This is a genomic window from Pseudoalteromonas 'SMAR' (genome assembly GCF_048515945.1).
Classification (GTDB): domain Bacteria; phylum Pseudomonadota; class Gammaproteobacteria; order Enterobacterales; family Alteromonadaceae; genus Pseudoalteromonas.
Window position 1 is genome coordinate 1 of record NZ_JBLWMW010000008.1, and the last position, 26,267, is coordinate 26,267.

The window sequence follows — 26,267 nt, forward strand, 5'->3', positions numbered from 1 at the left end:
CCGTGTCGGTGGATGCGCATTATAGGGAGAATCGATTTCAGTGCAAGCGTTTTTTCACGATTTATTTAATTAAATTTGAAATGCTTTTTAGCCCACCGCATCCTCACAACTTATCCACATTTTCTGTGGATAACTGCAGCTCATTTCCGCTTTCCTGTTCCTTTGTGATAGATTACCGCCCCATTATTTACTCGTTCGTAGGAAAAGGCTAAATACATGGCTGACATCTTAAATTTTATAAGTGGATTACTTTGGGGCCACTTGCTTATCTACCTTCTTATTGCTGCAGGCGTATTCTTTACTATTCGACTTGGCTTTATACAGTTCACCCAGTTTCCGTACATGGTTAAAGTAATGTGGCACAGCCGTGAAGGCGCAGAAGGTGGCATTTCTTCTTTCCAAGCATTTTGTACTTCCCTCGCTGCGCGAGTAGGTACCGGTAATATGGCTGGTGTCGGTGTTGCTTTATACTTAGGCGGCCCTGGTGCCATTATGTGGATGTGGCTTATTGCTTTAATAGGCATGGCCACCAGTTTTGCAGAAAGTTGTTTAGCTCAGCTTTATAAGACACGCGATGATGAGGGAAACTTCCGTGGCGGTCCTGCTTATTATATGGAGCTGGGGTTAAAGCGTAAGTGGATGGGTGTAATCTTTTCACTGTGTCTTATCTTAGCGTTTGGATTGGTGTTCAACGCTGTGCAAGCCAACTCCATTGCCGCTGCATTTGAAGTTGCCTTTGATGTACCCAAACATGTCATGGGCATTGGCCTGGTTGCGGCATCTGGCATTATCATTTTTGGTGGCTTAAAAACCATTTCGCGTTTTGCTGAATTAGTGGTGCCTTTTATGGCGGCTGCATACTTAGTACTTGCACTTTACGTTTGCGCAGTAAATGCAGCTCAATTACCTGAAGTCTTTGCGCTGATCATTAATAGTGCCATGGGTTTTGAGCAAGCTGGTGCTGGAGCCATTGGTTACGCGGTAATGCAGGCCATGATCCAAGGTATCAAGCGTGGTCTGTTTTCTAACGAAGCCGGTATGGGTAGTGCAGCTAATGCCGCAGCAAGTGCGACACCTAATCCAAACCACCCTGCCTCTCAAGGGTATGTTCAAATGTTAGGAGTATTTGTTGATACTCTTATTATCTGTACTGCAACGGCTTCACTTATATTGTTATCTGGCTATCTAGAGCCTAACTCTGGTTTGAGTGGTATTGAATTGACCCAAGCTGCGTTAGTGCACCACGTTGGTGATTGGGGCGCGACATTTGTAGCTGTGGCCATTCTCTTTTTTGCCTTTACTTCTATTGTTGCCAATTATAGCTATGCCGAAACCAACCTTTTATTTTTAGATCATCACTCCAAAACCGGTATGTTGGTATTCAGAGCGTGCGTGCTCGCAATGGTGATGTTTGGTGCAGTCAGTGAGCTGGGTTTGGTATGGACGATGGCAGACATATCCATGGGCATGATGGCCGTTGTCAACGTAATAGCGCTGTTTATGTTACGTAAAGTAGTACTTTGGCTGGCCAAAGACTACAAACAACAATTGAAAGCTGGCAAAACTCCCGAGTTTGACCCCAGTAGCAACCCTGAAGTCGAAAAGACCCTACCTGAAGGGATCTGGAAAAAATAGCGAACCGTCAACAATGAGAGGCGCTATAATCAGCGCCTCTCTCCTGCAACTCACTGTTATTGTTTATTCCCTACAAATAAAACCGCGATACCGCACATTTAATGTCCAAACAAACCAACCACTTATTGCCTTTCGAAAAAAAATCCGTATAGTAACTCCCAAGTCGGCATATAGCGCAGCCTGGTAGCGCACTGTCATGGGGTGTCAGGGGTCGCAGGTTCAAATCCTGCTATGCCGACCAATTCCTTTACCCTCTTGCTTTCTAGCCTGATGCATCATATAAATCACTCACCGTTAAATCTCATAGGTCCACATTTCCACTGCATTGAAAACTCAGTATCGTCTACAACTTTTGTTGCTTTATTGTCGAGGTAGTTTAAATCCTTCTGCGGTATGACGCCGATAAGCAGTGTAAATTTCAGCCACCTTGCTAACTACAGCGCGGTATATCTTTCCCCGGTTTTCAGTCCACATTGATGCTCTCGGGTATTAGAAAAAGTAACCGGCAACGTTTGACCACAAGGTAATTGGTTATAGTTTGGCGGTAAGTTAGGACCACATTGCTGCACATCAAAATGCAAGTGCGGACCACCGCTTTGTCCGGTATTGCCACTTAGCGCAATCACTTCTCCCGCCTTTACCTGCTCACCTGGTTTTACTAGTACACCGTCATAAGTGAGGTGAAAATATCTAGCAATGGTGCCATCACTGTGCTTAATAAAGACGTAATTTTCTTTTAAATCTTCATTACTGCCATCTTTATAACTTGCTTGAACACTGACCACTTCACCATCTCTGGCTGCAATCACTTTGGTACCAATAGGCATAACAAAGTCGATGGCATAGGTACCGACGCCATTATTAGCACGGCGATAATGCTCGGTGGTGGCATAAATATCCCATGCCGTGCCCACTTCATAGGGTAAAACATAAGGCGATTCTTGTTGTGAGGGGTAAGCCGCGCAGTCTATTTTAGGTTTTGCACAAGCGTTTAAAGAAAGCAACAGTAATGCTGACAAAACGGTTACTTGTTTCATGATATTTCCTTTATTAAAACCCGTTAGTCGCATGAGTTTGGCAAAAGGTTTAATCAACATATCATAGACTTAAATAATAAACTGGTGATAACCACAGCATTAGGCAGTTTTGTTTGCCTACGTTCTGACTTTCTTCGAACTGGTAAATTAAAGTCAATTACAGAGCCAAGCAGAACTAGCTGCTTGGCTCTGACTTAACCGTGCTGAATTTTATTACCAGCTAATTTGCATATCTTTGACAACATACTGGCCACTTGGTTGTTTAATACATGTTGTGTTAGCTGAACGCCCAATGGTAATGCGGGGCAAGTCGTCACTGCTTGCTATTACCTGTACGTTGCCATTGTCACACAACCTTTGTGCTGTCGCTCGCATGCGCTCTTCTTCCACCAAGTTTTCAACCACCTCGGTTCGGCGAGTGTCATTGCCTTGAACCTCAGTTTGATGCTGCTGCTCAGTTAATTGCGCCATGGTGAACTCGCTCCCTGCAGGGTAAAAAGAGTAACTAAACTGGTTTTGTCCCAAAACTTTAGTCACCACCACTCCAGCTTTGCCAATTACCTGCATCTGTTGCTTGCTTGTATCTACCACTAAGGCCGTAGTTTCATCTACACCAAAACCAAACTTTTGCTTGCTATGTTGCGTTAGCACAGCCAAACGAAAGGTTCTGCCACGTTCGCTAAAATGGGTGTCCAATATACCGTGAGTAAAGCTCCCAAGCCCCCCTTGGTCGTGATACGTTAGAGTATCAGCGCTTAAGTCCTCACAGCCACCATGTTGATCGCAATTAGCAGCTGGGGCTGGGGCATTTTTAGCGCCCTGCAACAACGCTTCAATACTGCTGCCATTGGTGATCATAGGCACACGGCCGTATTGGTTTTCGCCACCAGATTGCACTGCAGTGCCTGCACTAGTGCCAATAAGTACCGCTTTATTTCGCACCATGTCAGTCCAAGGCAATTCAACACCGCTTTGATTGTGGTAAAAAATTTGTCGCGTCAGTGATTGATCGCCGCCATTTAGCATCACAGCATCCACGCTTTGCAGCGCTTTTTTTACGCCTTCAACGCCCGCCATACAAAGGTTATATTCTTTGGTGGTGAGGTCAGGGTAGACGTAATCACGGTTAAACACTTGGTTAATACTGGTGCGATAGTGATCTAGGTTCTCACAGTCTTGATTACTAACCGCCTGCGCCAACGCTGGCGTTAGTGGCAGCCATTGCGCTTTGATACCATAGGCCTTAAATAAGCCCTGATAGAAATCCGCCGATTCATAAGGATCACGAGAAGAGGCGGTGAGTAAATAGAGCGATTGACTTGGAGTGTTTGCTACTTGAGTCGCAATTTGTTGAATAATATCACTGCTGGCAGGCTCGTTGTTATATTTAGTTAGCACCAATTCAGACACTCGTTTGCCATTCACCATCAAAGGTAACTCGAGCATATCGAAGATAAAATAATATTCACGATTCGACCACTGATGATAGAGCTCACTGTCATGCTGATTAATGGCTTTAATTAATTGCGAGCGGGTAAATGCTTTGTCTTTGGGGATGCGTCTTAGCAATCGCATGGTGCGATTAAAGCGCTTTTGTGAGTTGCTTGGCCACAGCGCGGCAATCTCTTTAATTGCGTTTTTGGTCACAATAAAGTTTGCATGCGTTTTGGCTATATCAGGAAATTGGGCATTGGGAGTGCAGTTTTTTGGCGCCATACTGGAGCAGGTTTTAAGGGCCCCACCAATAAGATAAAGCGTTTGAGAGTAGGCACTTACGCTACAAAAAAGCAGTGCAAAAGCCAGCATCGCTTTTACAAATAAGACAATGTTCATAAATAAAATCCAAACAGTTTTTTAAAAAAATGACTTGTCAGCACAAAAAAGGCTGTGCTATAAAATTAAATGAACATTGCGAAGAGCAAGCTAGCACAGGTTAGTTTGCATTGTCAAAACACAAGAGATGAAGATATGTATAAAAAAGCATTTGAGCTTGTTTGCTACTTCTACTCACCTCACTACCTCTCAGAGTGGTTCGACGAGTAGACACACGATGTAATCATCGTGGCGTTGTCTGTTTGTCACAACCCACAGCACAAAAAATCCAACAACAAAGTAATTAAGGCTAATGCAGCTCGTACACCTGTTTTGGTGTCCGTCAGCTATGGTCGGTGGTATTAACCCAAGCTCCAATTACCTCTAAAATACGGCAACTTTGCTGTGCTTTAGTGTGCCTATGGTTTGTGCTTGAGCTCATCGACTAATAAACACGGATCTCGTTGCGACTGTACTCAGCCACTCATCAACAGAAGTAGGTGAAGTAATGTACAACAAGTTATCCCTAGCAATTTCCGCTGCCATTGCAGCGACCAGTCTCAGTGCTTACGCTGAAAGTGAAACCACATCCGATGTGCAAGCGGTGGAACGTATCGAGGTCACCGGTTCACGCATAAAAGGGGTGGATTTAGAAGGCACTCAGCCCGTTACCATTTTAAGTGCCGAAGACATCGACCGCTCTGGCGCCTCGTCAATTTACGAATTACTACAAGATATTCCCCAACTCAAAGGCGGAGCAGGTACTTTCTCCACCAGTGAAAGTGGCAGTACCTCAACCTCTACACCGGCAGGCCAGGCAGCCGCGAGCTTACGCGGTATGGGCCCATCGGCAACGTTAACCTTGATTAACGGTCGTCGTGTTGCCCCCAGCTCCTTTGCCGCCGGCACACAAAACTTTGTCGACGTAAACTCAATCCCCTTAGCGGCCATTGAACGGGTTGAAATTTTGGCCACTGGTGCTTCGGCTATTTATGGGGCTGATGCTGTCGCCGGGGTGATTAACTATATCCTCAAAAAAGACTACCAAGGTGCAGAGTTAGAAGTCAGCTATGGCAATAGCCTAGAGCAAAGCGATGAAGGCAAAAAACAAGTAAACTTTATCTGGGGTACGGAAATCGACGGCGGCAACCTCACCTTGTTTGCCGATTATTACGACCGTAATCAGTTTAATGCCAGCGATCGTGACTACCTTGCAGAGCCCAGTTTAGTGAGCGGCTACTCCTATTTACCAAAACTGGAAAACACCCCAAATATCTATTATTACAGCAGTCGCGATGGAAATGAGCTGCCCGCACCTGGATGTCAAACTGAACTGGTTACCACCGAATATGGTGAGCAGATCTGTGCCTATTATGGCAACCAAGATGACGTGTTACGGGCGCCATTTGAAAGTATGTCTGCGGGCTTTATGGTAAACAAAGCCTTTGGTGAACTAACCTGGGAAAGTGAGTTTTTCTTTAGCAAAACCAAATCCACAGCCTACTCAACGCCGGCACCAATTAATCAAATTGACGATGGTGAAGGGCCGTACGTGAAAGAGAATGCCCTTTTCATTTTTGACGATGCCAATGGCAGTAACTCCTTACTCGACGCTTTGTATATTGACCCGTTTACCACTGTGCTTGGCCAAGAACAATGGGGCTTTGCCTTTGATGCCCGCTTTAATGATCCGCGTACCGTTGAAGTGGAATCGCAAAATATGCGCTTTGTTTCTAGCCTAGCTGGTTTTATTGGCGATTGGGATTGGGAGTCTGGCATTATGCTGTCTGAGTCAAAGTCCGATCAGGTAGCCACTGCTGGTATTTATAACCGCTACAAATTCCACGCAGCACTCGCTGGTGAGTTGTGTAGCGACGGCACCATTGCCACTAATCAGGCAGGTGAAATAAGTTGTGGTTCAGGTACATTGCAACCTTTTTATAATCCATTTTTAGTCGGTGACAGCCAAAATGACGCGACCCTTGCCTTAACGCAAGAGATGCCTACCCGTGAAGGCAAAAGCCGCGTGTACAGTTGGGATCTGACCTTCACTGGTGAGTTAATGACCATTGCCGATATCAGTATTCAATCTTCTTTTGGCGTAGAAGCTCGCCGTGAGGAGTTATCGGATATTCCTTCTGATTTGGCGGTGGCCGACGCCAGTAATGACTATTTAGTGGATGTGTTTGGCTTTGGTTCGAGTATCGCAGAGGCAGATCGCAGTCAATACGGCGCCTTTGCCGAATTGTACGTGCCGCTCACCGAGCAAGTTGAAATGCAACTCGCTGGCCGCTATGACCATTTTGATGACTTTGGCTCTACCTTTAATCCTAAAGTGGGAATTAGCTATCGCCCCACAGATTCAATGATGTTACGGGCTGGTTGGTCAACTTCATTTAGAGCACCGTCACTTACTCAGGCTGGGGTAAAACTTAGAACCACCACATCATCATTCGATTGTGGTGCCAACCAAGCAGTGGCCGATCTCTATTGTGAAGGCGACGGCACCTTAGTGACAGTAAACTCACTAGAACTTGGCAATAATGCCCTAAACGCCGAAGAGTCAGAATCATTATCGCTGGGCTTTGCTTGGAGTCCAAGCCGCGATACTACCTTAACCCTCGACTACTGGCAGTTTGAGTATACCGACGTTATTGATACCAATATGACCGCCGTGCTGGCACGCGCTATCAACGACGAAAGTTTGCGTCATTGTGGCTTAGTCCCGAATGGTGCTATGGGCATTTCGTACGACCAAGATGTGTGTAGCGTTACCGACGCTCAAGGCCGTTTCATTGATCAAGCAGGTGCCGATCTCAGTCAAATTCTAACCAATTACGTCAACGAGTTTGATCCCCGTTCACAAAGCCTGCAACTGTATCGTGATCACGTCATTCAGTTAGAAAACACTGGTACACAAGACATTGCTGGCTTGGATATTAAATTTGATCAGCGTTTCCGCTTCGAACATGGCGACTTACTGATGCGCTTTGATGCCACCCACTATCTCGAGTACGACCGTAATAAGCCAGGCTCAGATCAAATCGAGTCGCTGATTGGCAGCTTCAGATACCCAGAAAATGTCGGTCGCTTGTCGTTTACCTATGACGCTGAAAAATATTACGTTTCTATTGGCGCCAACTATACTGACAGCTACGAAGACGACATTGAAGGGCTGCGCGGCCGTGAAATCGATGAGCTAATCTCGCTCGGCGAAATCGATGACAGTGAGCAGCGCCAAGTGGATAGCTGGACCGTGGTTGACTTAAGCGCAGGCTATGAAATCTCTGAGAGCTTGATGGTTCGTGCCAGTATCAACAACCTGTTTGATAAAGCACCACCGCGTATCTATGGTTCGTCACGGGGCTTTGATTCCATCAACCACGATGCTTTTGGCACCACTTACACCCTTGGTGTGACTTACCAGTTTTAAACGGAAAAATGGGGGCAACCCCATTTTAATTGATTATGCAAAAATCCTTTAAAATGCCAGATGCGTTGGTGATCTTGCTGCTTATCGCCGCAGCATGCTACGTCATCTCATTTTTTGTATTACCAGGACACTTTGCCATCAGTGACGGTGCGCAGCAGGTGGCTTTGACGCAGTTTGTGCAAGCAGGCAGCGTCAACACCCTTGCCCTGTTTGCCACTGATGGCCAGCCTGGGCTTTTCAATGTGCTGTTTGATGGTTTGGTTAGTGGTGACCGAAATGGAGCCGCCATTGGTGTTATAGCCTTTATCCTTATCACCGGCGGTGCTTTTGGTATTTTGATGCGCACCAAAGCCATTGATAACGGCATTATGGCACTTATCGGCTCAACCAAAGGCATTGACTGGCTGTTTATCCCTAGCTTGTTTATTACTTTTGCTCTAGGTGGCGCCATCTTTGGCATGGGTGAAGAAGCCATCGCCTTTTGTATTGTGCTCTACCCTATTATGCAGCGACTGGGCTATAACGCTCAAGTGACCGTGTTAGTGACCTATGTGGCGACCCAAATTGGCTTTGCTACCTCGCCGATGAACCCATTCAGCATTGCCATAGCGCAAAGTATTGCAGAGTTAGCGGTATTCTCGGGAGCAGGTTTGAGAGCGGCGGTTACGGCACTGTTTATTATTGCAGGTACTGTGTTTACGGTCAGGTATGCCAACCGAATTCGCATCAACACTGAGGCACAGCAAGATAGCCCTGCTTTAGCATTACAAATGACCGACAAAGCGTTGTTGTTAACGTTTTTGGCCGTCATTGTCTGGGTTATTTATGGTGTTACGGTGGAGGGGTTTTATATCCCCGAATTAGCAGCTCAGTTTTTTGTACTGGCCATTGTGGTTGCTGTTATTGCGAAGTTAGGTGGCAGACAAACCATCGCCGATTCCGTCGAGGCATTTAAACAAGGCAGTGCCGAGTTGTTACCTGCGGCGATCCTAGTTGGTCTTGCCAAAGGCTTGGTGTTATTACTCGGTGGTAGTGAGTTGTCCCAGCCCTCCATGCTAAACACCCTGTTGTTTCATGCCGCGACGCTCATTTCCCATCTACCAGAAGTAATGGCGGCTTGGTTTATGTATTTATTCCAATCCGTGTTTAACTTTTTTGTCTCTTCAGGTTCCGGGCAAGCTGCTATCACCATGCCCATTATGGCACCTTTGGCTGACTTAATTGGCGTTACCAGACAAACTGCCGTGCTGGCCTTTCAACTTGGCGACGGCCTCACCAACATCATTATTCCCACTTCAGCCAGCTTAATCGGCTGTTTAGGCGTGGTTAAGCTGTCTTGGAACGAATGGGCGCAATTTATTTGGCGCTTCATGTTATTTCTTTTCACCTTGGCGAGCGCAGTTATTATTTTCGCTCACCTCATCAATTACCAATAACACTATGCTGACATTAATTAAGAGTGCCGAGCTTTACACACCAGAAAAGCTTGGAAAACGCGATGTCCTGATCGCAGGCAAAAAAATCATTGCCATTGAAGAACACATAGAGCTCAACAGTAATCTCGATATTGTCGAAATCGACGCTAACGGCAAAGTGTTAGCACCCGGCTTTGTCGACGCCTTAGTGCACTTTAGCGGTGGCGGCGGTGAAGCCGGTTTTGCTAGTCGCACCCCGGAGATGCAATTAACTGACGCCACCCTCAGTGGCATCACCACCGTGGTTGGGGCACTGGGCACCGACGATATCAGCCGTACCCACAGCGATCTTATTGCAAAGGCCAAGGGGTTAAAGCAAGAGGGGTTAAATGCCTATTGCCATACGGGCTCTTATCATTTTCCCATAAAAACCCTAGGCGACAGCATTAGCCATGACATCATGTACATCGATGAAGTCATTGGCGTTGGTGAAGTGGCGATTTCCGATCATCGCGGTTCGCAGCCGACAGTGCAAATGCTCGCTAAAGTGGCCGCTGAATCACGCACCGCAGGCTTATTGAGTAACAAGCGCGGGACCGTATCGATCCACGTAGGCACGGGTGCTGAGCACCTCGACCTACTGCATCAAGTGGCGGCGACCACGGAGGTGCCTATTAGTCAGTTTTATCCCACTCATATGAACCGCAATGCTGAGCTACTCACCGCGGGCATCGCCTTTTGCCAAGCTGGCGGGACCATTGATTTTACCACCAGCACCACCGAGTACGATCTAGCCCATGGCGAACTGGCCGCAGCAGAAGCCTTAGCCTATTGCTTGGAAAAAGGCGTAGATCCCAGCAAGCTCACCATGAGCTCCGATGGTCACGCAAGCTTGCCGGTGTTTGATAGTAACAACCACATGGTGGGCTTTGAAGTTGGTCAAGAAGCATCGTTATTGACTTCATTGCAGCAAGCGGTAAACGAGTTCAAAGTACCGTTAGAACTGGCGTTGCAAGCAATCACAAAAAACCCCGCCAGTATATTAGGCCTAGCAAAAGGCATCATCACCCAAGGTGGAGATGCCGACTTAGTGTTGCTTGATAAAGATACTCTTAGCGTGCATAGCGTGTGGTGTAACGGCGAAGCAATGGTTGCTGAACACGTACCGGTAAAGCATGGCTTTTTCCCCAGTCGTAGCAATTAGACTACTTAGCCCATCTAACGTCATAATTGCTATTTCTCAAGTAGCCGCTTGCGCGGCTACTTTTTTAGTATTTGTTATTAAGCAAACAGCATCCAAAAACCGGCGGCAAACATCACCACGTTCTCTGTTAATGAAATAAAGCCTAATGGCACATCGCTGTCACCACCAACACAGGCACATTTTAACTCTCGCTTGTCGATATAAACGGCTTTAAATACCGAAGCACCGCCAATTAAGCCAATGAACATGGCCAGTGGCGCATAGTAAAGTGCCGGTAAGGCAGCCAGCATGCCAAGCCCAGCATAAAGCTCTAAATAAGGATATACGTAGGCGTAAGGTAACTGCCGCATGGCCAATAAATCGTAAGTAATAAAGGAATTGCTAAAGCTGTGAACATCGCGAATTTTTTGCACCGCCAGCAACACCATGGCAAAACCAATAAAGTGCACCGCCAATGCCGACCACGAAAAGGCCGCAAGCTGGGTGGTCACTGCCAATAATAATGATACTAAAAAGATTGATAACACCGGCCAGTAAGTATTGCGTTTGGCTGCGTGACTGGGCTTACCTAAATACTCACGAAGCTCCTCATAGCCGCCAATACGCTCATCACCAATAAATATCTGCGGTGTGGTTTCAACATTGTGTTGCGCTTTAAACATATCCGTCTCGCTGCGACTGCTAAGTATGTTGTCCTCTAGGTCATAATCACTTTTTTCCAATAAGTGCTTCGCTCTTAAACCAAAAGGACAAATGTGTTCATCAGTGTGCATTCGATATAAAGTTGCTGTTGTCATTGCCCGCCTCCCTTTTATCGCAATTTGGTAAATAATTACTCATGCGTCGCCGTTACTATGAAAGATTTACATAAAGTCATGACGTTTCGCGCCGCAAGGTAGCTCTAGATTAATAATCAGCAAAGAGCACGCCAACAACGGTAGGTAACACACATACCCTTTTTTATTGTTGATTTATAACAAACTATCAAAAGGTGTAACGACCCTCCTAGCAACAGACTGATGGAGATCATAAAAATGTTAAATGGATGCCCTATTTAGCATAAAAACACTTCTACCAAAAAAGTATTAGATTTATATTTGCAACGTATTCAGCTCCTGAGATAAAAACATGTCAAAAACAACAGGTAAGGAAATAAAGTTAACGGAGCAAAGCGTTTTGCTTTCCACCACCAGTTTAGACAGTCGCATTACCTATGCGAACCAAGCATTTTGCCAAATTGCAGGCTATGACTTAGATGAAATGCTGGGGCAGCCGCATAACCTAGTTAGGCACCCAGACATGCCAAAGGCCGCCTTCGCCGATATGTGGCAAACCTTGAAAAGCGGGCAGTCTTGGATGGGCCCGGTAAAAAACCGCGCCAAAAATGGCGATTATTATTGGGTCAATGCCTTTGCAACACCAATAAAAGACGAAAAGGGCCGGGTGACCGAATATCAGTCAGTACGCACTAAACCCAAAGCTGAAGTTGTCAATAAAGCACAGCAGCTTTACCAAACTTTGGACTATAAGAAACCACCAAAGCGCTACGACACCACGCGCTGGATAGTGCAGTTATTATGTTTCGCCATTGCCACGCTGGCAATAACACCATTCATTCAAGCTACATGGTTTATGCTACTGCCTTTGCTTGCCATGCTCGCTGTAACGGCGCTAATGATTAAGTTTCGGAGAGACTACAAGCGCGTACTAAAAACTGCCTCTGATATTTATGAAAATGACATCATGGCCTACTTGTATGGTGGTAGCCGCGATAAAATTGCCGATATTAGCTTGGCCTTTGAGATGCAAAAAGCCAAGATTGCTGCCGTGGTTGGCCGGGTGAATGACGTATCGTTGCAGGTCAGTGATAATGCTAAAAAAACCACTGAAAGTGGCCGTTATGTGTCTGAGCTACTGAAACAACAAGCCGGTGAAGCCAAAGAAATGGTTACCTGTATGGACGAGTTTTCTCAAACCATTGATGAGCTCTCTGAAAACGTCAACCATGCAGCAGACGCAGCCAACAACTCCGAGCAGCAAGCCGGCTTGGGGCGTGGCGCAGTTAATGAGGTGATTGAGTCGATCCACACCCTAGATTCACACCTACAAGAGGTTAATAATGCGGTGGACCGCTTAGTCACCGGCAACGATAGGATCCAAAATATTCTCAGTGTTATTAACTCCATTGCCGATCAAACCAATCTATTAGCCCTCAATGCCGCTATCGAAGCCGCTCGTGCAGGCGATCATGGTCGCGGCTTTTCGGTAGTTGCCGATGAAGTGCGTTCATTAGCGCAGCGCACCCAAAGCTCAACCGAGGAAATTGCCCAGTTACTGCAAGAGCTCGGCGAGATCTCCAGCTCCGCAGTTGAATCCGTCAGTAAAAGTAACAACTTATCTAACCGCAGCGTTGACTTGGCCAAAAATAATGGCAGCAGTTTGGAAACCATTCAAAGCCATGTTATGCACTTAGCCGACTTAAACCGCAGTGTGGCAGCAGCCATTGAACAGCAAACCTGTGTGGTAAAGCAGATCAGTGTCAATGTCGAAAGCGTCACCACCTTATCTGAGAAAGGCACCGAGCATGGTGAAAAGTCATTTGAATTATGCCAAGAATTGCTCAAGCAAATTGAGAATCAAACCCGCTTAATTCAACAGTTTTCTTAATAAATTTTTTGCCAGGTTTAATAGCTCACTTTCGTGCAAACCTGGCAACCATTGAAAAGCACATTTACTCAACCTCAATCCTATTCAATAGCTCACGCACCTCTTGAACCACCATCTCAGGCTCATCTTGTTGTGGGAAATGGTAGCTTTTGTCTGTTAATACGGCTTTGCCCTGGGGGAATGCCAGTGCCCACTGTGTATGCAATTCTCCCCACATTTCTCTGGCTTTATCAGTAAAAAACAGCACTTCTTTATTGTTATACTTTTTCACTGAGGCAATAACAGTGACAGGAATATCCCCTATCTCAGGGTAGTCAGGTAATGGCCGTTTAGACCAAAAGTCTAAATATTGGTTAGACATACCATTTTTAAGGTCATCTAATTTCACTTGGGCGATTTGCTTTTCAGCTTTGGCCAGATCAATGCTTCGCATAATATCCACATCATGCTCTGATGACGGCTCAATGAGCATTAACCCAGACAGCCATTCTGGGTAAGTAGCTGCGAACCGCCGAGCGATGTATGCACCATACGAATGAGCCACATACACCACTGGCTTTTTAATATTCAGTGCTTCCAGCACTAAACGCGCTTCTTCAGCATATTCTTCAGAGCTGTAATTTTTGCTTAATTGTTCGGAGCCGCCATTGCCAATTCGAGAATAGCGGATCACACGAGAGAATTGCGCCAAACGATTAAAAATGGGATCCCAATCAGATAATCCTGCCGAACCACCAGCCTCCAAAAACACAGTCTGTTTGCCCTTACCCGCTATTTCGTACTCGACTTTATAGCCCTTTATGGTAATAAAACTTGGTTTAGCAACCACTGCTATTGGCAATAAAAGACTCAATAATAACCCTAGAAATTTCATTTTTGCTTATCCTTAATTTACACAGTAATGAATGTACTAAAAATAACCTTTTATTTCAAAGACTAAGCACAACTGATTTAAGCTGTAATAGGGTGTATCATTTTACTGATTGCAAGGGAAAAATCATAAAAGTATCTAGGCGGGTATGGTGAAGTGGTTAATGCAGAGAGTGTTTATTAACCAGCATCACAAAAGACAGACTCACTCTGATAAGTGCAAAGTGAGCCCACCAAATCACATCTCGGCTTCTAAAATAGCCAAGGCGTCTTTTTCTGCTTTTTCTACATTGCCATCGGCTTCAATTACTCGCACCGCTAAATCTTTTGCCAGCTTGCGCATTGGCTCATCAACAATGTTGTTCATGCGGTGTTGCACATAAGCCTCAATATCGTTTTGCGAAATCGCGACCACCGACTTAGCCAGGCTGTCTTCAATGTAATCATGCAGTGCAATTGCCGAATTCCAATGTAAACCTTCAGCCCAGTCATGAACGACTTGCTTTTCTGACTCGCTGATGACTCCATCTACACCAATAAATAGCAGTGCAATGTCTAATAAGGCTTCTTTTTGCATTTGATCGACACACATGCCAGTGTCGAAGTGATTTAATAGTTGTTCAAATTTCATTTCCTTAACCCTCACGGCTGCTGTAACTAATCCGATGACTGAAAATCGCTCAAGCTTTAACCATATTCTAAGTTGTACGATTTGTCATATTAAAAAGTTGCAACTTTACTGCCATTAATGCGTTTAACCATGGAAAATGTGGTTATATGCCATTAAAAACCATCCTTTTGACTCAGAAATGAGAAGGTTCACCATACATTATAAGGGTTTTAATCGACTTTGTTTGTTGCTCCACATTTGCTTCATTTTGTTGCCATACCTTACTCAGCGTTCGATTGTCATAAAATATAGGAAGAACAGTGAAAGAGTTAAAACTAGGATTGAACTTTTCATTTTATTTAGCCTTGAGTATCACCACGCTTGGTTTGTTGCTGAACGGGCCTTGGCTATACTCAGAACCTGCCAACAGTATATCTAAACTGCAGCTGCTCATTGCTTTGGCTATTCTTGCCTATGTGGCGATTGCACTGACCACATTTATTTGTGGCCGCAGGCAGTTTAGTATTTGCAGCCAAGGGGTTGCGTACCGCAACGTATTCGGGCAACAATGTTACCTCCCCGCAGAGCAAATCCGCACCATTAGTGCTAAGCAAATTTACTGCTTTAACTACACCGAAATCAGCTTAGAAGAGAAAACCATACGGTTTTGGGCATTTAAGTTGCGCTCCAGCCAGCTCGAACGACTTAAGTTGCTGAGTTACTGATGGTATCAATCCAGCGTATTAAGTTGCGTCGCAGTAGCCAAGCCTCTACCATTGAGAAAAATTTAGTGAGGTGACTATGCAACGACAGTATCCGATTGGCACACCCGGTGTGCCATGGAATGCAGAAGAAAAACAGCAATGGTTTGCAACACAAACCGTAAAGCGCAGCTACTTCGAACAAGTGGCCGCAGAAATAACGGCGCTCGGTGAGCAGTTTGCGCTGAGCCAATACGGCGAGCTGAACTATCAACACAATAACTACCCTTTATATGCCCTAACCTCAAAGCAATGGCAGCCAGAAAAGCCGTGTGTGCTGGTGACCGGTGGTGTGCATGGCTATGAAACCAGCGGCGTTCATGGTGCGTTGGCCTTTGCTAAGCACGAGGCACAAAAGTACCCTGAGTTTAATTTTATTATTTTGCCATGCCTAAGCCCATGGGGATACGAAACCATCAACCGCTGGAACCCAGAAGCCATTGATCCCAACCGCTCGTTTTATGCAAACAGTCCCGCTCCAGAGTCAGCTTTGGCGATGGCATTTGTCCAACAAAAAGCACCACAAGTGCTGTGTCATGTGGATTTGCACGAAACAACCAACAGCGATAATGAAGAGTTTCGCCCGGCGCTTGCAGCTCGCGATGGTAAAGAAAACCACAATTGGAATATTCCCGATGGTTTCTATCTCGTGGGGCATAGCCAAAAGCCACAACCTCAATTTCAGCAAGCCATTATTAACGAAGTAGCTAAGGTAAATCCTATTGCTCCTGCGGATGACAACCAACAACTCATCGGCGTCGACATCGAGCAATTCGGTGTCATTAACTACGATGGCACGGCTCTGGGGTTATGTATGGGCATGACCGAAGCGCCGTATGTGACCACCACAGAAGTCTACCCTGATGGCGAAAATGCCACCCCAGAGTCTTGTATTGAAGGACAAGTAGCTGCTGTGCGTGGAGCACTTGATTACTTAAAAGCGCATACTATTTAGCAGTAATGCCATGTTTCTGTTTCATGTTGAGCCAGAAACATGGCGCAATTGCCGCTAGCTTTAAAGTAATGACTGTACAGACGCCTTTTACTATCGCCTACCCAGCGCCCTATTTAACCTTGCCTTCTATAAAAAGTGTTTCAATGTCATAGTGTTAGTAGGTACTTTGGAAAATTGAACTGTAATGCGTTGTAATAGCCAAGGTGACATAAAAATATTACTATAACCTATGTTTGATAGAGTGCTCCTCTTCAAATTAACTGGTGTCATGCCAGGCTTGTAAAAGACTTCTGCGTCAAACTAAAATTAGAGAACTCTGATACAAGTATTGTCGGCACCTTGGTGCCGACAGATTCTTCCCTCAACCAGACTCACCTAGTGAGTCTTTATTGCTGAGTTTGCAAGCAAAGCTTGCAGTAAAACCTAATATTAACGATGCCACCGTTATGGCTGACGGGTAAGCTGGCATTTTTACTGAGTTACATGGGACAGGCTATGGCTTATTTAATTGACGAGCAAAAGCTCGAACGCGTTTATTTAAAAAGTTATCACACCGTAGGTAGATACAAATACAGCGTAGATACCTTAATAGATAAGCCAGGTGTTTCGCGCCACCATGCCATTATCGAGTTAAACGACGGCAAATGGTTTATTCGCGATGTCAGCACCAATGGCGTTTGGGTGAACGACAATAAGCTCGACAAAAACATGCCTTACCAATTGTTTGAAAACGATAAAATCGACTTTGCCGCGCCTGGACAAAACTCATATGTGGCTGCCAACTTAAAAACCGAGTGTCAGTACTTAGTGTCGCAAACAAACGGGCAAAAGGTCATAGAAGTGGTAGATCAATTACTCCTGCCTAACGAAGAGCAACCGGAACATATTATTTACTATGAAAAACTGCTTAATTACTGGTTTTTAGAAGACCTCAATAGCGCAGACAGACAAGCGCTAATTGACGGCAGTATTATCAGTTTAATGAACGACCAATGGATGTTCTTTTCCGCTAACAGCATTGCCGTGACCAAACATTTAGAATGCCAAAAAGCCGCCAAGCCTATGGCTCTGGAGTTTAACGTCAGTCAAGATGAAGAAGAAACGCAACTTACCTTACGCGTAGATGACCAAGTAATGGATCTGGGCACTCGCAGTCATCATTACCTCTTATTGTTACTCGCCAGAACTCGAATTCAAGACAAAGACGCGGGTCACGAAAGCGATGTTCAGGGCTGGGTGTACCGAGATGATTTAGCAAAATCATTAGGTGTACAGGCAAATCATATGAACATCATGGTGCATCGTGCCAGAAAACAGTTTATTGATAGCTGTGGAGATGGCTATCCAGAAGCGGAATTTTTGTTAGAAACACGTTGTGGTCGGCTGCGGTTAAATTGCCAAGACATCACTATAATCAAGGGCGCAAAACTAGAAACCCGCATGACACTGTAGCCTCAACAACGGGGCAGCTCACACAGCTGCCCACAATTAGTTGCAGTTAAGCTCGATACTCTCCGGCTTGGTCAATAATTTGCTGCTCTAGCTGCGGCATGAATCCCAATAAAAATAACAACTCCACCAACACAAATAACGGCCCAATGGCTAAGCCGACAATATCGTCGACAAACGCGGGCTTTTTACCTTCGAAATAATGGCCAATAAACTGTAACACCCAGCCGAGCACAAACACACCCAGCCAAATCACCCAGCCCCAGTAGCCCTGAGCCTCAAAGTATGCATTACTTTGTGCTACCACGGCATAGAAAACCAATAGTACCGCGGTCATCATTATTCCCAGAGGCAGCGATAACACCAGATAATAACTGCATAACAGCGCAGCTAACACCATGGTTAATGTAATTGCCACCTGATTGATGGCGGTAATGGGCACAAACGTAAGCCCCATCACCGCAATGACAATTAAAGGGATACCAAAAAAGTGCGTTAAAATATTGCGTTTGCTGCGATGATAGCGCGCATACTGGCTTAATTGCGTGGTTAAACTTTTCATTGTTTCTCTCTTGTTATTGTTGTTTAGCTGTTTGTCAAAGCAGGTAGGCGGTTACTAAAAGCCGCTATGTCATAACATTAGAACAATTACTCAAGACTGAAAAGTACTAGGTTTAAAAGAATAACAACAAAAATAAGCTGCCAGAGAGCAAGGTTTGCAATAGCAACACCATAAACAGTTTATAATTAAAGCTGGGTTTTTGCGTTTTGTGTCGTAACAAGTACATGGCCACTGGCGTGATAATGTTTAACCCCAGCAAAGCAAGAGTAAGTAACCTAAGCTCTGACACTCTATCGGCAGCCAGGGTAGCCTTACGCTTGTCCCACCACATAACAGCAAAGGTCAGTAAATTAAGTATTAACAGCCCAACGGCTGTGTATAACGGTGGCCAAGGCAGTTTACTTAGGCACACAATACCAAGCCAAACACTTAACCCCCAAAACAGTCCCGACTGATTCTGAACCAAACGCACTGCTGACATAACTACTGTGCCTGTCTTATTTCATTAATTTGTAAAAAAAGCTCTGCGGTGGCATTCGCATCGGCCATGGCACGGTGATGTTGTGTCAACTCGATGCCAAGCTGCTGGCACAATTTCCCTAGAGAGTAGGATGGTAGACCAGGCAAATGCTTGCGCGCCAGCTGCACGGTGCATAACTTCGCGCGGCTAAAAGCATGTTGATGCCGAGCAAAGGCTTGACGGATAAAGCCATAATCAAAATTGACATTATGCGCGACAAAGATGGCGTCTTGAGTAAATGCCGCTATCGCTTCTAATAGTTCAGTAATAATTGGGGCAGAGGCCACCATAGCGTTATTTATACCAGTCAAATTTTGAATGCGCTGAGGGATATTGCGCTCAGGGTTGACCAATGACGTCCAGCTATCGATAACCTGACCATTTTGTACCTTAATCATGGCTATTTCGGTGATGCGATCATAGTCTTTGTTCCCTCCTGTGGTCTCAATATCAACAATCACATACGGTTGATCCACAGCAACATTCCACTGCACCGCTTGCACCCGAACATCGAGGCCGACATCGCTGAGTTTAGATAAGGTGATCACTTGATTACGGCTCAGGCTATCGCCTTGTGCTTTGATTTCTTCAAAGCGCAGCTTGCCGTGCTTATCGATGATCATCAAATCGGGAAACCCCGAGCGCAACTGCTCAAAGTGCTGACAAATAAGCCGCATCACCCCATGCAGCTGGGCTATATCGCCGTGCTCAATAAGTAGCGTTAATGGCGCTAAAATGTCTTCGTGCCAAGTAAATAACCGATTGGGTTGCTGGTAGTATTGAGTCACTTGACGAATTAACCACTTTTGCCACGCTTGCTTGGTGTTTACCTGCTCCAGTCGAGCCTCTATTTCCGACGCTAATAAGCTGTAAAACCTTCCTTCTTTTAACACTTTGGGGCTGCGGGAAAACGCATTCGCCACCGTGCTTTTTGGGTTAATATATAACTCATGCCAAAAGGTTAGGCCAAATAAGCTCAACCACAGCGCGTTCTCGCCATGAACAGCCACATCACCTTGACGGCGATAATAATCCACCACCCCTTGCTCAGTATGGCCTTTAAAGGCTTCATCGATAACCAATGCTGGCCGGCTTGCCCGTAACATGTCGGTTAACAGTGAAGTGCGCTTTTTATGAAACTTACGTTGATAGAAATCGCTGGCAAATAGCATCAAGGATTCATCATCGGCGCCATCTAGAATGTCTTCGAGCTGCTTTTGTACCCATTGATGCTGCCCTGCGCTATAGCAATGACGAATTAATGCTTCCCGTGCTTTGGGGTGCGGGCTTAACACTAATAATGCCTCGTAGTGTTCAGGCTCGTCTTTGCTGAGTTTAGCCAGTTTATAACTGTAATCAGCAAACAGTGACTGAGCATAGTGCCCCACCACCTCGGGGAAGTCGCCTTTTAATAACTCGCCTTGCCAAGTGTTTAGCTGCGCTGCACTAATTTGTTTTAGCCCCTCGATCCGAGCAGCATAGTGGTAGGCACTCTGAGCTTCGTCATACTCTTCAAAGTGCGCGTTTATAGTTTGACTGTCGTCACGGGTCGCGAGCAATCCTAGATCGCGCATAGAAAATTGCGATAAGCTCCCGCCTAATTTGCCAAAGAAAAGAAATAAGAAATAATCAAAGTCACTTTGATGGGTGGCGCAATAATATCTGCCGGGTAATAGTTCAGGCTGCCATTGTCCTTCTTGTAGCTCCGTTGTCATGGCAGCAACCCATGAAGCCTTATTAGCCGATAAGTTGGGCCGTCCTTGTGGCTGAAAAACAGTGCTTAATTCAACTAACTGTGTTTTGCTCAAACAACTCAGCAGCAAATCAATATTACTGGGTTTGGCAGGTGTTAATAGACCCTTGTCTTCTAACCGCTCTGCTAACGCTGGAATATCTGCCAACTCTGAATAGCTGAGCGAGCTAACATCTAAGAATGCCGTTTTACGGGAATAGAAACGCACCAATAAACACAGCTCTGGCTCTGGTAATTGGCTATAGCGCTGCAACAATTCACGCTGCGATGGCTGCAACAAAGGCTGACACACTTGATGAATGTAGCGGATCAATTCATTGAAATGTTCGAGGTAATACTTTACCGGCAGTTGTTTTTTCAAAACAATCAATACACTGTTTAAATATACAGTTAATTTAACACAATCCGCTACCAATGCCAAACTGGTAAGTTTTGCGTACTCAGTCTACTTCAATATCCGTTTGCTTGTCAGTGACCTGCTGCAACCAAGTCGCCAGCTTTTCACGTAATTGTCCGGCGTTTAGCGGCTTAGCTAAATAGTCGTCCATGCCTGCCGCAAGACACTTTTCTTTATCTCCAGCCATGGCATTGGCGGTCATGGCAATAATAGGCACCTGTACATAAGCGCTTCCTGCCTTTCCAGCGCGTATGCACCGAGTGGTTTCATAGCCATCCATTTGTGGCATCTGGCAGTCCATCAACACTAATTGAAAGGCTGGAGCTTGCTGCTGTTGCAAGCACTCTAATGCTTGCTGGCCGTTCTCAACAATGTGCAATTGCTCTAAGCCCATTTTTTTCAACATATTTTGTGCAACCACTTGATTCACTTTATTGTCTTCTACGAGTAAAATCTGGGCATCAGGGAGAGGCTCTTGGCGTTCGTCAGAGCTCCTTATTAACTTTAAATAGTGGCTGGTGATAAGGGGCTTGGCTTGTTTTAATATGGCACCGTCTTCAGCTAACACAGCTAAACCATCCAATAAATCTTTGCTGGTAACCGGCTTGGAGAAATAACCTGAAAAGCCCAATTTGGCATAGTAATTACCATCGCCTCTGGCCCCCATCGCCGTCATTAGGATTAATTTCATGGCGGCAAAACGTGGGTCTTGCTTAAGCTGTTTACCAAGCTCCTCACCCGTCATTTTAGGCAATGCCATGTTGATTAAAGCAATATGATATAACGGTTGCGACTGTTCATATCTCTGTTCGCACATAAATAACGCTTCACGACCTGTGGCAGCCATGGTGACGTTGGCCCCCCATTGGCTTAGTTGCGCTTGCAAGCTAGACAAACTGGTTTGGTTATTATCGACAATCAGAATGTCTATCCCGCAGAGCGTATCATGGGCCACATTGCCAAGCTCATTGTGGCTAAGCTCTAATTGAATGTGAAACTGAAATTCACTGCCTTTACCCAGCTCACTGTCGACATGACTGGACCCCGACATCAATTCACACAGCTGCCTTACAATAGCCAAGCCTAGGCCGGTACCACCATATTGCCGCGTTGTTGACGCATCAACCTGGGTAAAGCGCCTGAATAACATATCAAGCTTGTCGCTGGGAATGCCAATCCCGGTGTCTGACACGCTACAATGCAACTGCACCTTGTCGCCGACGCGAGAAGTCCACGCACGCACAACAATCTCACCTTGCTGGGTAAATTTCACCGCATTACCTAATAAATTCGTTATCACTTGACGAATACGGCTAGGATCGCCCACGACCATCGGCTCTTGCAGCGCCGTGCAATCCAATATCAATTCAAGGTTTTTATCTTGCGCGGCCAGCGCAAATGACTCCGTGACTTCTTCAAGTAAATCACGAAGATTAAAATCCAGTGCCTCAAGTCGCAGTTTACCAGCCTCAATCTTAGAAAAATCTAAAATATCATTGATCAAACTTAACAACGAATTGGCACTGCTCATTGCCAAACCAACTCGATGCTGCTGATGTGTGGTTAAGGCTTCATCTTGAAGTAAATGCAACATCCCTATTACGCCATTCATTGGCGTTCTGATCTCGTGGCTCATGGCAGCGAGAAATTCACTTTTTACTTTCAAGGCTTGCTCAGCCTGCAGCTTGGCCTCTTGTAACTCATCTCGCGCAGCAATGGCCGCGGTAATATCTTGTTGGATCCCAACATACGCTTTAATCTGGTTATTTTTATCGAACACAGGGGACACTTGTAAGCTGTTCCAGAATGGCTCACCGGAGCGCTTATAATTAAGCAGCTCTACTTTCACCGTTTTACACTCTTGAATGGCTGCACGGATTTTTTCCACCGCAGCTTGGTCGGTCTCTTCTCCTTGTAAAAAACGGCAATTAAGGCCAAGCATTTCATTGCCATACCCTGTTATTTTTTTAAAGGTGTTATTAATAAAGATAATCGGTAGATCCGGTTTTTGCGCATCCGCAATGGTGATCCCAACGTTGGCACACTCAATGGCTTGCCCTAACAAGTCACTTTGTTCAATCGACTTTACTAAAGCTTCTTGCCGCAGTTTTTGCTCAGTAATATCTGACAATGAGCCCACAATGCGACTGGCCCTGCCTGCGGATAACGCAGCCGCTCCTTTAAGCCAATAATACCGATAGCCGCTTTGCCATGTTTTTATTCGGCATTCAACACCAAAGGGGTCGTCTTCGCTCATGTGGTAATCTAGAGTGCGCTGCAACGCCGCCATGTCCTCGGGGTGGACTCGCTCGAGTAAACTATTAATGTGAGGAGAAAACGCATGTTGATTTTGCTGTTCAAAGCCCAACAAGGACTTGAAACGGTCGGAGTAAAACACCGTACCCTGCTGTAAATCCCAATCCCACAAGCCATCATCACTGCCATACATCGCCAATTTGAAGCGCTCTTCATTTTGTTGTAACTGGGCTTGAGAAAGTTGTAGTTTTTTAAACGGGTTCAATAATAATTGCCGGCCAAACAGGTACAGCACTGCAAACGATAACAGCAAACCAATGCAAATTGCGCCAATCAAACTCCACACAAATGACGCCACTTTGTCGTCCAGAAGTTGTTTATGGACCTGATAGTCCAGCGTCAGCCCTAAGTCTGCAATCCTGTTTGTGGTCACAACTTGAAACTGCTGCGGATTGCTGACACTGGAGTAAGAAAACCAACGGTTTGCTATCGTTACTGCTTGTTCTGCATCATCAGCAGCTAGGCTTAAAAGGCTCAAAAGCGTAGTAGAAAAGCGAGAAATTAGTACCCCTTCGGCAAAGCCATTATAATAAATGGGCACAGCTAAAATAAAGTTTTGGGCCGTTTCACTGTATTGTAAATCAATGGCATAGGGAATTTCCTCAGCTATGATTTTATTAAGCCAAGTAGGTTGGTTTAGCAAGATTGTCTCGTTCTCGAAGCTACTGAACACCACATCGCCCAGCACATTGATCACCAGCAATGGTTCCTCTTTACCAATCAACTTGACGTTCGCTAAGAAGTCTTGCAATTTGGCCGTTGACATTTCAGTGCCCATGACGCCATTGACAACCGTTGGATGCTTTGCCAAATCCACTAACACTTGTTTGTGGTTAACTAAAAACTGCGACAGGTTATTTGCCACTAATTGAGCTTGACCTGCATGGGTTTCGCTTATCAGGCGCTCAGCAGAGCTAGTTGCGCGCATACCCACGAATATGGCACTTAAAGTTAACGAGGCTATCAACGCCAATAGTAAAAAACTGTAAAAGGCGCGGCTACTGGATAAAAACGTATTTTTTTTCAAGGCCGCCCCTCAAAGCTAGGAGACAATGCCATACTGCCATCGGCTCGAAAACGCCCCATACACAAGTCGCTTGCCGCCAGTGCCTCGTGCGCAGACTGCTGCTCTGGTGACCAGCGAGTAAACGGAGCTTGATAGGTTTTAATTAACCCTATTATCGGCGTATCGAGTTGCTCAAGTTTATTTTTCAACGCTTGGCGGATCTCTTTCATCGGTTTTTGTAAGTCGACCTGCTGCAATGCGTTAATGAATAGTTTTCCAAGGTCGTATCCATGCACAAACCCAGGCTCAGCGACGATAAAGTTATTAATGGCAAATCGCTCAGGAAACAGCTGCTTGGCACGAGTAAACACCGCCTTTGCGTGCTCAGATAAAGGAGAGCTTTGAAATGAAAAACAACTTTGTACTACCGCCAAAGACACCTTATTGCGCAACAACTCACCAACTTGTTGGTGTAAATTTCCTGCGGTAACCCCCCAATGGCTAATAATAGGTAAACGCTTGTCTTCTGGCAGTGCAGCCATGGCTTTAACAATTTCAGCGCCTTCAATGGCATTGCCGACAAAAATAACGCATTGCGCCGGGCCATTGCTGATACTGTTGACGATTTGACTGGCTTGATTGCCTTTAATTGACCAGTTAAACCAGCTTACTGGCAAAATATTATTGGGCATTTGCTCACTGTAAGCATGATTAAGGGTTTTAAAATTAGACTCTCCCCACGCCGTTTGCTCCAATAACAAGTGTGGATGCTGACAGTTATTATTGAGGGCGTAATCAATCAGTACTTTACCCACTTGGGTATCGTCTAGTGATAATCGAAATACCCAGTTATCGGCACTGGGATAACGCGTAATGGCTCCCCCTGCGGCCCAAGGTACTAACAGCAGAATGTTATTTTCATTAATAAAGTCGCGGTATTTAATATAAGGAGGGGAGTGCACTCCCCCAAGCACTGCCAATGCGGTTGGGTCGTCTAAAAATTGCTTCAGATTTAAGTAGCTGCGATTGCTGTTTCCACGATGATCGCGGATCACCACCTCCAGCTGCGCCTGATTAACGTGATTATTCACTTCATCTAAAGCCGTAACAAAGCCCATTTGAATGGCCTCTGCCGATGCCCTTAGCGAAGAGTAATCGGCATCGTGATAAATTCGCAATACGCTTGGAGGCGACTGAGCAGCCAATAGAGGGCTGCAAAAACAAAGCAACAACAACAATCGTTTCATGTTAACTATACCAAGCAAACTTTTGCTTAACTGTAGTTGATTTATAAGGTTTTTGCTTAATTTTTAGCTTCAATTAGCGAAGTGAAAGAGGTGGTCGATAATGCCTTGACACAACCACCTTTTTGGCAAAGATTAACCAGCTGGTGTGTGGTTTAGCTGGCTTTGAATATAATTCGGTAAGCCAATGAGTTTAATAAGATTTAAGTGTTGCTCTAACCAATAAATATGGTCCATTTCGGTATCATCTAGCAAGCTCTCTAGCATCTCGCGGGTAACATAATCTTGCTCTTGCTCACACACGGCAATGACTTTCTTTAAATGGTCTTTCACCACAATTTCTGCGGCCAAGTCATTTTCCAGCATTTGTTTTACGTCTTCACCAATATGGATATCGGCTCGCGAAGCGGTGTCGGGAGTGCCTTCTAAAAACAAAATGCGTTCTGTAATGCGCTTAGCGTGATCCAGCTCTTCTTCATATTCATGAGAAAGCTTTTGATGGAGTTTTTCAAGCCCCCAGTCTTCATACATTTTGGCATGAGCTAAGTATTGATCCATTGACGACAACTCAAGGGTCAGTTGTTTATTCAGTAAATCGATAATGGTTTTATTACCTTGCAT

At 45.3% G+C, this 26,267-nt stretch carries 19 protein-coding genes and 1 tRNA gene; 9 read left to right on the forward strand and 11 right to left on the reverse strand.

Going from position 1 to position 26,267, the window contains the following annotated elements; all coding sequences use genetic code 11:
* Positions 1-216: 216 nt before the first annotated feature.
* Together ACNKW2_RS05380 and ACNKW2_RS05385 are read left to right on the forward strand one after the other, a co-directional pair.
* Complete coding sequence (locus tag ACNKW2_RS05380; RefSeq protein WP_419147627.1) at positions 217-1,635, forward strand: alanine/glycine:cation symporter family protein; 1,419 nt, start codon at positions 217-219, stop codon at positions 1,633-1,635.
* Positions 1,636-1,799: 164 nt separating this feature from the next.
* Positions 1,800-1,876, forward strand: a tRNA-Pro gene (locus ACNKW2_RS05385).
* A 193-nt stretch (positions 1,877-2,069) separates the two neighbouring features.
* Here ACNKW2_RS05385 and ACNKW2_RS05390 read toward each other — a convergent pair.
* Both ACNKW2_RS05390 and ACNKW2_RS05395 read right to left on the reverse strand, forming a co-directional pair.
* Complete coding sequence (locus ACNKW2_RS05390; protein WP_419147628.1) at positions 2,070-2,672, reverse strand: M23 family metallopeptidase; 603 nt, start codon at positions 2,670-2,672, stop codon at positions 2,070-2,072.
* Between the two features lie 213 nt (positions 2,673-2,885).
* Positions 2,886-4,505: a cyanophycinase gene (locus ACNKW2_RS05395; RefSeq protein WP_419147629.1), complete on the reverse strand. Its 1,620-nt coding sequence runs from the start codon at positions 4,503-4,505 to the stop codon at positions 2,886-2,888.
* Between the two features lie 487 nt (positions 4,506-4,992).
* On the opposite strand from ACNKW2_RS05395, the gene ACNKW2_RS05400 reads away from it, so the two are divergent.
* The 3 genes from ACNKW2_RS05400 to iadA are packed head-to-tail and all read left to right on the forward strand — an operon-like array spanning position 4,993 to position 10,536.
* Positions 4,993-7,917 carry a TonB-dependent receptor gene (locus ACNKW2_RS05400; RefSeq protein ID WP_419147630.1) on the forward strand — a complete coding sequence of 975 codons (2,925 nt, stop codon included), beginning with the start codon at positions 4,993-4,995 and terminating at the stop codon, positions 7,915-7,917.
* Between the two features lie 35 nt (positions 7,918-7,952).
* Positions 7,953-9,353: a putative basic amino acid antiporter YfcC gene (gene yfcC / locus ACNKW2_RS05405; RefSeq protein ID WP_419147631.1), complete on the forward strand. Its 1,401-nt coding sequence runs from the start codon at positions 7,953-7,955 to the stop codon at positions 9,351-9,353.
* A 4-nt stretch (positions 9,354-9,357) separates the two neighbouring features.
* Positions 9,358-10,536 carry a beta-aspartyl-peptidase gene (gene iadA, locus ACNKW2_RS05410; RefSeq protein ID WP_419147632.1) on the forward strand — a complete coding sequence of 393 codons (1,179 nt, stop codon included), beginning with the start codon at positions 9,358-9,360 and terminating at the stop codon, positions 10,534-10,536.
* A gap of 77 nt (positions 10,537-10,613) precedes the next feature.
* On the opposite strand, the gene ACNKW2_RS05415 is transcribed toward iadA, so the two are convergent.
* On the reverse strand, positions 10,614-11,333 hold the full coding sequence (locus tag ACNKW2_RS05415; RefSeq protein ID WP_419147633.1) for a MauE/DoxX family redox-associated membrane protein: 720 nt from the start codon (positions 11,331-11,333) through the stop codon (positions 10,614-10,616).
* Positions 11,334-11,664: 331 nt separating this feature from the next.
* Here ACNKW2_RS05415 and ACNKW2_RS05420 point away from each other — a divergent pair, with 331 nt between their 5' ends.
* Positions 11,665-13,203: a methyl-accepting chemotaxis protein gene (locus ACNKW2_RS05420; RefSeq protein ID WP_419147634.1), complete on the forward strand. Its 1,539-nt coding sequence runs from the start codon at positions 11,665-11,667 to the stop codon at positions 13,201-13,203.
* Between the two features lie 64 nt (positions 13,204-13,267).
* Here ACNKW2_RS05420 and ACNKW2_RS05425 read toward each other — a convergent pair whose 3' ends face one another.
* Together ACNKW2_RS05425 and ACNKW2_RS05430 are read right to left on the reverse strand one after the other, a co-directional pair.
* Complete coding sequence (locus ACNKW2_RS05425; protein ID WP_419147635.1) at positions 13,268-14,077, reverse strand: alpha/beta fold hydrolase; 810 nt, start codon at positions 14,075-14,077, stop codon at positions 13,268-13,270.
* A gap of 234 nt (positions 14,078-14,311) precedes the next feature.
* Positions 14,312-14,704 (reverse strand): tellurite resistance TerB family protein, encoded by a 393-nt coding sequence (locus ACNKW2_RS05430; RefSeq protein ID WP_419147636.1) that lies wholly within the window; start codon positions 14,702-14,704, stop codon positions 14,312-14,314.
* Positions 14,705-15,003: 299 nt separating this feature from the next.
* Here ACNKW2_RS05430 and ACNKW2_RS05435 point away from each other — a divergent pair, with 299 nt between their 5' ends.
* The 3 genes from ACNKW2_RS05435 to ACNKW2_RS05445 all read left to right on the forward strand — a co-directional run bounded on the left by ACNKW2_RS05435 (position 15,004) and on the right by ACNKW2_RS05445 (position 17,851).
* Positions 15,004-15,408 (forward strand): hypothetical protein, encoded by a 405-nt coding sequence (locus ACNKW2_RS05435; RefSeq protein ID WP_419147637.1) that lies wholly within the window; start codon positions 15,004-15,006, stop codon positions 15,406-15,408.
* A gap of 76 nt (positions 15,409-15,484) precedes the next feature.
* A complete protein-coding gene (locus ACNKW2_RS05440; protein ID WP_419147638.1) occupies positions 15,485-16,399 on the forward strand; it encodes a M14 family metallopeptidase in 915 nt (304 codons plus the stop codon).
* A 495-nt stretch (positions 16,400-16,894) separates the two neighbouring features.
* On the forward strand, positions 16,895-17,851 hold the full coding sequence (locus tag ACNKW2_RS05445) for an FHA domain-containing protein (protein ID WP_419147639.1): 957 nt from the start codon (positions 16,895-16,897) through the stop codon (positions 17,849-17,851).
* A 46-nt stretch (positions 17,852-17,897) separates the two neighbouring features.
* On the opposite strand, the gene ACNKW2_RS05450 is transcribed toward ACNKW2_RS05445, so the two are convergent.
* The 6 genes from ACNKW2_RS05450 to bfr form a co-directional block, all read right to left on the reverse strand.
* A complete protein-coding gene (locus tag ACNKW2_RS05450; protein WP_419147640.1) occupies positions 17,898-18,410 on the reverse strand; it encodes an Mpo1 family 2-hydroxy fatty acid dioxygenase in 513 nt (170 codons plus the stop codon).
* Positions 18,411-18,522: 112 nt separating this feature from the next.
* Positions 18,523-18,891 carry a DUF1294 domain-containing protein gene (locus ACNKW2_RS05455; RefSeq protein WP_419147641.1) on the reverse strand — a complete coding sequence of 123 codons (369 nt, stop codon included), beginning with the start codon at positions 18,889-18,891 and terminating at the stop codon, positions 18,523-18,525.
* A 2-nt stretch (positions 18,892-18,893) separates the two neighbouring features.
* Positions 18,894-21,044, reverse strand: coding sequence for an exonuclease domain-containing protein (locus ACNKW2_RS05460; protein ID WP_419147642.1), 2,151 nt, complete (start codon positions 21,042-21,044; stop codon positions 18,894-18,896).
* A 79-nt stretch (positions 21,045-21,123) separates the two neighbouring features.
* Positions 21,124-24,423 carry a response regulator gene (locus tag ACNKW2_RS05465; RefSeq protein ID WP_419147643.1) on the reverse strand — a complete coding sequence of 1,100 codons (3,300 nt, stop codon included), beginning with the start codon at positions 24,421-24,423 and terminating at the stop codon, positions 21,124-21,126.
* Complete coding sequence (locus ACNKW2_RS05470) at positions 24,420-25,649, reverse strand: ABC transporter substrate-binding protein (RefSeq protein ID WP_419147644.1); 1,230 nt, start codon at positions 25,647-25,649, stop codon at positions 24,420-24,422. Before ACNKW2_RS05470 ends, ACNKW2_RS05465 begins: the two co-directional genes overlap by 4 nt.
* A gap of 132 nt (positions 25,650-25,781) precedes the next feature.
* Positions 25,782-26,267, reverse strand: coding sequence for a bacterioferritin (gene bfr, locus ACNKW2_RS05475; RefSeq protein WP_419147645.1), 486 nt, complete (start codon positions 26,265-26,267; stop codon positions 25,782-25,784).